The 7222-nt window shown below is 62.7% G+C and carries 7 protein-coding genes; all 7 read right to left on the bottom strand.

What is annotated here, in order from left to right; genetic code table 11:
* A partial coding sequence (gene alaS, locus ABYV89_RS12795) for an alanine--tRNA ligase (protein WP_432823342.1) occupies positions 1 to 1025 on the bottom strand: 1025 nt, incomplete at its 3' end.
* A gap of 14 nt (positions 1026 to 1039) precedes the next feature.
* On the bottom strand, positions 1040 to 1498 hold the full coding sequence (locus ABYV89_RS12790) for a regulatory protein RecX (protein WP_432823341.1): 459 nt from the start codon (positions 1496 to 1498) through the stop codon (positions 1040 to 1042).
* Positions 1485 to 2642 (bottom strand): type IV pilus twitching motility protein PilT, encoded by a 1158-nt coding sequence (locus ABYV89_RS12785; RefSeq protein ID WP_432823340.1) that lies wholly within the window; start codon positions 2640 to 2642, stop codon positions 1485 to 1487. The genes ABYV89_RS12790 and ABYV89_RS12785 overlap by 14 nt, the downstream gene beginning before the upstream one ends.
* A 3-nt stretch (positions 2643 to 2645) precedes the next feature.
* Complete coding sequence (recA, locus tag ABYV89_RS12780; RefSeq protein ID WP_432823339.1) at positions 2646 to 3668, bottom strand: recombinase RecA; 1023 nt, start codon at positions 3666 to 3668, stop codon at positions 2646 to 2648.
* A gap of 28 nt (positions 3669 to 3696) precedes the next feature.
* Complete coding sequence (gene thpR, locus ABYV89_RS12775; RefSeq protein ID WP_432823338.1) at positions 3697 to 4287, bottom strand: RNA 2',3'-cyclic phosphodiesterase; 591 nt, start codon at positions 4285 to 4287, stop codon at positions 3697 to 3699.
* Positions 4244 to 6340 (bottom strand): ATP-binding protein, encoded by a 2097-nt coding sequence (locus ABYV89_RS12770; protein WP_432823337.1) that lies wholly within the window; start codon positions 6338 to 6340, stop codon positions 4244 to 4246. The genes thpR and ABYV89_RS12770 overlap by 44 nt, the downstream gene beginning before the upstream one ends.
* 249 nt (positions 6341 to 6589) lie before the next feature.
* On the bottom strand, positions 6590 to 7222 hold a 633-nt coding region (locus ABYV89_RS12765; protein WP_432823336.1), incomplete at its 5' end, for a nicotinamide-nucleotide amidohydrolase family protein.

The following is a 7222-nucleotide window of genomic DNA, read 5'->3' as shown; positions in this document are numbered from 1 at the left end:
TCCGGGTAGGCGTCGGCCATCGACTCGAGCACGAAGACGGCGCTTTGGAACAGGAGCGGCTCCTCGCAGCCGAGCATCTTGGCATGGCGCATGGCCCGGCGCATGATCCGGCGCAGCACGTAGCCGCGCCCTTCATTGGCGGGGAGGACGCCGTCGGCGATGAGGAAGGCAGTCGCCCGGCTGTGGTCGGCGATGACCCGCATCGACACGTCGTGCTCGTTGTTGTCTCCGTAGCGCTTGCCCGAGAGCTGTTCGATGTAGCCGATGATGCTGCGCAGCAGGTCGGTGTCGTAGTTGGACTTGACCCCCTGCATGACCGTGCAGATTCGCTCCAGGCCCATGCCGGTGTCGACCGCCGGCTTCGGCAGCGGGGCCAGGGTGCCGTCGGCGCTGCGGTTGAACTGCATGAAGACGTTGTTCCAGATCTCCATGTAGCGGTCGCAGTCGCAGCCGACCGCGCAGTCAGGCTTGCCGCAGCCGACTCCGGGGCCGTTGTCCCAGAAGATCTCGGTGCAGGGGCCGCAGGGGCCGGTGTCGCCCATCGACCAGAAATTGTCCTTTTCTCCGAACCGGTAAATTCGCTCGCGGGGAACCCCTTCCTGCTCATGCCAGATGTCGGCCGCTTCGTCGTCGTCGGTATAGACGGTGACGTAGAGGTGGTTCTTGTCGAGCTTGAGATCGACGGTGAGAAATTCCCAAGCGAAGGCGATCGCCTCTTTCTTGAAATAATCGCCGAAGGAGAAGTTGCCGAGCATCTCGAAAAAGGTGTGGTGGCGGGCGGTGCGGCCGACGTTTTCCAGGTCGTTGTGCTTGCCGCCGGCGCGGACGCATTTCTGCGACGACGCGGCCCGCACGTACTCGCGTTTTTCGTTGCCCAGGAAGCAGTCCTTGAACTGGTTCATCCCGGCGTTGGTGAAGAGCAGGGTCGGGTCGTTGTGGGGGACCAGCGGCGAGGAGGCGACCAGGGTGTGGCCGCGCTGGGCGAAGTAGTTCAGGAAGCGGGAACGGAGTTCTTTGCCGGAAATCATGGTGTGACTGGTTACCTCTCTTCTTTTAAAATTGCCAGAACCCGGGACAGTGAGAACCCGCGGCGCATGAAATATTGAATGACCCGCCGGCGCTGCCGCTCATCGGCCTCGGCGTAACGGAAGTCGGCAAAACGCTTTTGCAGCAGCTCGGTCAGCAGCTGGTCCGGATCGATCTCGGCGCTGGCCTCGGCGGCGGCTTCACGCGCCGTTTGTTCGTCGATCCCCTGCTGCTTGAGTTCGGTCAGCAGTCGGCTGCCGACGGCGCGGCCGCTGGCCAGCAGGCCCTTCGCCCGCTGCCGGGCGAACCGGCTGTCATCTAGGTAGCCGAACTCCCGGCACCGCTGCAGGGTCGCGGCAATGGCCGCTTCATCATGCCCTTTGCGGCGCAGTCGCCCGGCCAGGTCCTGTTCGCTGCGATCGCGCAGGGTGAGCAGCCTCAAGGCGGCCGCCAGGGGGCTATCGGCGGTCAATCTTGATGTCTTCTTCTTCGCTCTTGGCGGACTCTTCGTCTTTGCCGAAATCGTCCCAGCTTAAATCCGAGGTCGAGGAAATACCCGAGAACTTGAGCTTGAAGTCGTCGGGGTTGGAACACTGGCGCAGCGCCTCGTCGAAAGTGATGAGTCCCTTTTTAAGCAGTCCCATAAGCGACTGGTCGAAGGTCTGCATGCCGTAGGAGACGAAGCCCTGCTGGATGGCCTCCCGCAGCATCTTGGTCTTTTCCTTGTCGTCGATCATCTCGCGGGTGCGGGCGGTCGAGACCATGACCTCAATGGCCGGCACCCGGCCCTTGCCGTCGGCGCGGGGAACCAGCCGCTGGGAGATGATCCCCTTGATGACCCCGGCCAGTTGCAGCCGGACTTGGCGCTGCTGGAACGGGGGGAAGACCGAGATGATGCGGTTGATGGTCTCGGTGGCGTCGATGGTGTGCAGGGTCGACAGCACCAGGTGGCCGGTCTCGGCCGCGGTCAGGGCGGTCTCGATGGTCTCGTAGTCGCGCATCTCGCCGACCAGAATGACGTCGGGGTCCTGGCGCAGGGCACTTTTCAGGGCGATGTCGAATCCCTCGGTGTCGAAGCCGACTTCGCGTTGGTTGATGATGCAGCTCTTGTCCTTGTGCAGGTACTCGATGGGGTCTTCGATGGTGACGATGTGGGCGGTGCTGTTGTTATTGATGTAGTCGATGATCGCGGCCAGGGTGGTCGATTTGCCCGAACCGGTGGCACCGGTGACCAGAACCAGGCCGCGCTGTTCGGCGGCGATTTTTTTCAGGACCGCCGGCAGGGTCAGCTCGTCCAGTGATTTGATTTCAAAGGGGATGAAGCGCAGTACCATGGAGATCGAGCCGCGCTGGGAAAAGACGTTGACGCGGAAGCGTCCGAGCCCGGGAACGCCGTAGGCCAGGTCGACCTCGTGCACGTCTTCGAATTTCTGGCGCTGGCGGTCGTTCATGATGGAGAAGGCCATCTTCCGAAGCTCTTCGGGCGCCAAGCGGGCGGCCTTGGGGTGCGGGCGCAGGCTGCCGTCGATGCGGTAGGTCGGCGGCAGGCCCGCCTTGAGATGGATATCCGAGGCGCGGGCCTTTAAGGCAACGCCGAGAATTTCATTCAGTTCCATACCCTATGCTCCTTCGGTGGCCGCCTCGGCCGTTGTCAGACCGTAATGGGAGAGGATTTTCTGCTCGATTTCCCGAGCCATGTCGGGATGATCGCGGAGAAACTGCTTGGCGTTCTCCCGACCCTGGCCGATCCGTTCGCTGCCGTAGGAAAACCAGGCGCCGCTCTTGTCGATGATGTTGCTGTCGGCGCCGAGGTCGACGATGTCGCCTTCCCGGGAAACGCCCTGGTTGTACATGATGTCGAACTCGGCTTCCTTGAAGGGCGGGGCGACCTTGTTCTTGACCACCTTGACCCGGGTGCGGTTGCCGATGACGTCCTGTCCGCTCTTGAGCGAGGCGATGCGGCGGATGTCCATGCGCACCGAGGCGTAGAATTTGAGGGCGTTGCCGCCGGTGGTCGTTTCCGGGTTGCCGAACATGACGCCGATTTTCATGCGGATCTGGTTGATGAAAATCACGCAGCAGTTTGATTTGCTGATGGTGGCGGTCAACTTGCGTAGCGCTTGCGACATCAGGCGGGCCTGCAGGCCCATGTGCGAATCGCCCATTTCGCCTTCGATTTCGGCGCGGGGGACCAGGGCGGCCACCGAGTCGACCACCAGGACGTCGATGGCGCCGCTGCGGACCAGGGTTTCGGTGATCTCAAGGGCCTGCTCGCCGGTATCGGGTTGGGAAACCAGCAGATCGTCGGTGTTGACCCCAAGCTTACGGGCGTAGCCGATGTCAAGGGCGTGCTCGGCGTCGACGAAAGCGGCCATGCCGCCGACTTTCTGGGCTTCGGCGGCGATATGCAACGCCAGGGTGGTTTTGCCCGATGACTCCGGCCCGAAAATTTCGATGATTCGTCCCCGGGGGACTCCGCCAACGCCCAGGGCGATGTCAAGGCTGAGGGCGCCGGTGGAAATGGCTTTGACTCCAGGCAGGGCGGCGTCTTTGCCTAGCCGCATGATGCTCCCCTTGCCGAACTGTTTTTCTATCTGGCTGATGGCCAGGTCGATGGCCCGGTCGCGGTTGCTCTCCGCCATGTAAATCCTCCCGAAAAGGTTGTGGTGTTCAATTGCCAAGCTGACCGCGCTCAGGGACTGGTCCAGTGAGAAACACGGTGCGTATTGGGATGTGGACGGCTCCGGCCGGCTTGAGGCGACTCTGGTAGAGAATCACCCGGTCGGCCTGAAATCGGCCGCACTCGATCGTTTGGTACTGTTGCAGAACGGCCAGGGGGATGGAGATTCCCTGTCGTCGGCGTCCCAGGGTCAGGTGCGGGGTGAAGGGACGGCCTTCGCGCGGAATGCCGATTTGCTCTAGCTTTTCGTCAAAAATCCCATGGATCCTGTTCAGAGACGACCCCCCCTGAACCCCGAGCCAGAAAACCCGTGCCCGGGATGGGGCCGGAAAGGTTCCCAATCCCGAGATGCTGATGGGAAAAGGCGGCAACAAACCACCTACCGATAGCATGATTTGGCCTATTTTTTCAAGAGTTTCTTCGGGAATCGCCGCGAAAAACTTGAGGGTAAGGTGCATGCTGGCTGGCTTGACCCAGCGGATATCGGGCAGCCTGCGGGACAGGGTCTGCTGAAGGCGGCCAGCCTCATCGATGACCTCAGTGGTCAGAGGGATGGCCAGAAAGGCCCGCACGCTGGTCATCGTCTTCCTCCCCGGGGAGTTCGGGCAGCGGCAGCAGCAGGTGAAAGGCGCTCCCCTTTCCGGTTTGAACGGTTCCGGGGCTCTCGACCCAGGTCATGCCGCCGTGGGCTTCGATGACCCCCTTGACCAGCGAAAGGCCGAGTCCGACCCCCTTTCCGCCAAAGCGGGTTTTCGAGGTGAAATGATGGTCCGGAGGGCCTATTTCATAAAACTTGTCGAAAATCCGGACCTGTTCCGTGGGATCAATGCCGACGCCGCTGTCGCTGACGCTGATCTGCAGCAGTCGCGCCGGCGGCGGTTGGCTGAAAAACAGGGTCGAAAAAGGTTTCAGGCGGATTTCCTCACGCCGGATGTCGTCACCCTTGCGGATGCAGGCGGCAATCTCGATCTGGCCCCCCTCCGGGGTGAACTTGACCGCATTCTCCAACAGGCGCTGCAGCGTTTTCCTGAGCTGTCGACCGTCTCCGTAGAGTTCGCTGGTCTGGAGCTCGGCGACCCGGAAGGTCAGCGCCCGCTGGCTGAATATGGGATGAAATTCCTGGCCGATTTCGGCGATCAGGGACGACAGGTGAACCTTGTTGCGGTCCAGCGGGCAGGTGTTTGATTCAATCCGGGCGATGTCGAGGAGATCCTGCACGATTTCATGCAGTCGCCGCCCCCCTTGGTGAATCGCCTGCAGTGTCCGGCTTTCTTCATTGTTCAGGCGTCCCTGCAAGGCGGTGCCGAGCAGTTCGGTGCCGGAGAGGACGTAGGTGAGCGGGGTGCGCAGTTCATGGGAGGCCAGGGTTAAAAAATTATTTTTCATCCGTTCCGTCTGCTCGAGAATCCGGTTGGCCTGTTCCATCCGGGCGAGGCTTGAGTGCAGCTGCTGCCGCGATTGTTCCAGTTCGCGGTTGCTGGCCTCGGTGAGGCGGTACTGCCACTGCAGGGCATCGAACAGCTCGACGCTGTCAACGGCGGTGCCCACCTGCTTGCCGATGGAGAGCAGCAGGTTGACCTCGTCTCGGGAAAAGAGCCGGGGCGTGCGGGTGAAAAAAAACAGGACCCCCACCGTGCGCCGGTCGGATTCCAGCGGGATGGCCAGGAATCCCCGCCAGCCGATGTTGCGGGCCGCCGGAGACCAGACGCGAGCGTCTTCCGGCAGATTCGTTGACGAGCGCGGCTTGCCGTCGGCGGCGACCCGGCCGACCAGCCCCTTGCCCACGGGGAGCCGCTGCAGGTCGGCCAACATCTCAGCTTCGATCCCCTGGTGCACCAGCAGGTGCAGATCGGTCCCCTGGTGCCGCAGCAGGTAGACCCCGCCGCCGGCCGCATTGAAGTTGCCGACCACCTCGCGCAGGATCGTTCCGAGCATTTTGTTGAGATCGCGGCTGGCTGCCGCCTGATGGGCGATGTCGTTGACCAGGGCCAGGTCGCGGTTTTTGTGCCTGAGCTCTTTTTCGATTCTCTTCATTTCGGTCACGTCCCGCAGGACCCCGTGCACGACCCGGGTGTCGCCCAGGTCGCCGAGGCGGGCATGCACCGCCCCGTGGAAAGTCTGCCCGTCGCCGCGGCGGATCAGCAGGTCGGGCTCTTCGCCGTAACCGTCGCGCAGGACCGTTTTCACCAGCCGCAGGTATCTGCGGCGCTGCTGACCGGGAAACAGGTTGGAAAGGGGGAGTCGCCGGATGTCGTCGGCCGGGTAGCCAAGCAGCTGTTCGGCGACCCGGTTAACCTCGAGCAGGGCGCCGGTCTCGGGGTGGATGAAGAAGATGGCGTCGCCGGCATGGTCCAGCAATTGTCGGAAGCGGCGTTCGGCCTGCTGTGCGGCCTCTTGCAGGCGGGCGATCTCGTTCTGCTGCTGAAGCTGTTCCCAGCACAGCAGGCCGTTGCGGCGAGCGAGAAAAATGCCGGGCGAAAGCAGGACCAGTCCGGTCAGAAAAACCAGGAAAAATCCCGATTTGCCGGTGTTCGGAAGGAGTTGGGTCAATGGCGGCAGGGCCAGCAGGAGAATCGCCAGGCCAGCTACTGTCATGAGCACGTTTCTGGAAGTGATCCAAGCCTTGTTCAGCATCGTCGGCCTCGTCAGAAAAAGGCTGTCGACAGAGACTCCGGCCCAGGCGCGGGAAGGGGTGCCGGCATTCGGTATCGGCATGCGGTTTTACTCTGTGGCGTTACATCTTCGAGGTTATTTCCCGAAGATATCAAGACAAAGCCGTAGTGTCGTAAGGAGGCTGCTTTGCTTGTGCTTTTACCCAGCGCCGCTGCGTTTAAATCAGCCCTGGGTTTAACTTCTCCAGCGTTTCGCCCGGGTTCGTTTTGCTTATCGCGGCGTGGCGGCCAGATGCCGTCGGAGCCAGTCGAGGCCCATGCAGGCGGTCAGCTGGCGGACGCTGTCGCGATCCCCGGGGAAGCGGTATCCTTTCACGCGTTCCGTCGACTCCGCGGCCAGGGCGATGAATACGGTCCCAACCGGTTTGGCCGGGGTGCCGCCATCCGGTCCGGCGATGCCGGTCACCGCCAGACCCAGCCCGGTGCCGGCCGCCCGGCGGATTCCCCGGGCCATGGCGAGGGCACACTCGGCGCTGACGGCGCCGTGTTCTTCGAGTAGCGGCTCGGCGACCTGGAGCCAGTCGCGTTTGGCGCTGTTGGCGTAGGTGACCGCGCCCCGCTCGAGAAAAGCCGAGGCCCCCGGCACATCGGTGAGCAGTTTGGCGATCAGTCCGCCCGTGCAGGATTCGGCCAGCGCCAGGGTCTGTCCGCTTTCGGTGAGCAGGCGGGCCACGGTTGCGGCCAGCGAGTCGCTGCCGGTGGTTATGACGAAATCCCCCAAAGACTGCCGGGCCAGTTGTTCGGCCTGCTTCAGGCGCGCTCCAGCGGTATCCCCGGAGGCTCTGAGTTTGACATGGACCAGGGGAAAGTCAACTCCGAAGGCGACCTGGACTCCTTCCGGCAG

This window comes from Trichloromonas sp., assembly GCF_041583255.1.
GTDB lineage: Bacteria > Desulfobacterota > Desulfuromonadia > Desulfuromonadales > Trichloromonadaceae > Trichloromonas.
The sequence above is the reverse complement of the archived record's forward strand: the minus strand, read 5'-3'. Positions and strand labels throughout refer to the sequence as shown.